At 67.1% G+C, this 1,246-nt stretch carries 1 protein-coding gene and 1 pseudogene; both read left to right on the top strand.

Annotated elements, in window-relative coordinates:
• Window positions 1-567: pseudogene (locus FFS27_RS32890) on the top strand (class I adenylate cyclase); the annotation flags it as partial.
• A 40-nt stretch (window positions 568-607) separates the two neighbouring features.
• The coding region (locus FFS27_RS32885; protein WP_033978504.1) for a glycine-rich domain-containing protein at window positions 608-1,246 on the top strand (639 nt) is incomplete at its 3' end.

The following is a 1,246-nucleotide window of genomic DNA, read 5'->3' as shown; positions in this document are numbered from 1 at the left end:
ATCCAGGTGTTCTACCGGCGCGACTTCGACAGCGCCGAGATCAGCCTGCTCGACGAACGCAACGCGCTCTGGCGCCAGCGCCAGGCGTTGCGTGACGAACGCAGCCTGCTCGCACCGCTGCAGCGCTTCCTGCAATCGCTGCTGTACCGGCGCAACGCCCTGTCGCTGGCGGAACAGGTGCCGGCCTCGCTGGATATCCGCTACTACGAGTTGCTCTCCAACGACGGCAGATTGCACGTCGAGCCTCGCGAAGCGCCGGAGGCCCTGGCCGGACCCGCGTTGTACGAGCTACAGGCGCTACTCGAACGCGGCGAACGCAAGCGCGTGCAGGTCACCCTGTACTGCGACCACCAGGAGTTTTCCGAACTGGAGTACGGCGCCGGCCTGTTCAAGGCGGTCGCCCGGCATATCCTGGCGCATCGCGCGGAAAGCGAACCCTACCCCTGCTACCTGACCGACCTCGACCTGTCGCGGCTGTTCGCCGACGAACAGCCGCAAACGCTGCACTATCTGCGTTATAAAAGCGTCCTGGAAACGGCGCTGAACCAGGCGCTGCTGGAACAATGACCCAGCGCCGCACCGCGCGGGGCTCGACAAGGACGTACGGATGGCACTCCTCGGTATTACCCTGCTCGCTGGCGCCGCATTCGTGGGCGGCTATCTCTACCGCCGCGGCCTGGATCGCCGGCGCTACCGCTTCATCCAGCAATTCCGCCTGCCGCCGCGGGTCGCCCAGGCGGTCCGCGAGCGCTATCCGCAGCTCAGCGAGGAACAGGTCCAACGGGTGCTCGGCGGCCTGCGCGAATACCTGCTGCTATGCCGCGCCGCCGGCAAGCGGATGGTCGCGATGCCGTCCCAGGTGGTGGATGTCGCCTGGCACGAGTTGATCCTGCATACCCGGCTCTACCAGCACGTCTGCCGCAAGGGACTCGGGCGCTTCCTCCACCATACGCCGGCGCAGGCGATGCGCAGCCCCCGACAGGCCCAGGAAGGCATTCGGCGCGCCTGGAAGCTGGCTTGTCGCCGCGAAGGCATCGACCCCCAGAACCCCACGCGCCTACCGCTGCTGTTCGCTCTCGACACGGAACTGGCGATCGCCGACGGCTTCCGCTACACCCTGAACTGCGCGCAGCGGCAAGACGGCGGCGCAGCGGTGTATTGCGCCAGCCATATCGGTTGCAGCAGCGGCTGCGCCAGCGATAGCGGCAGTACCTTCGGTTCGGACGGACAGGATTCGCGCCACGGC

The sequence above is a fragment of the Pseudomonas sp. 2VD genome (assembly GCF_005503585.1).
GTDB lineage: Bacteria > Pseudomonadota > Gammaproteobacteria > Pseudomonadales > Pseudomonadaceae > Pseudomonas > Pseudomonas aeruginosa.
Note: the sequence above shows the minus strand (reverse complement) of the source record. Positions and strands in the feature narration are given on the sequence as shown.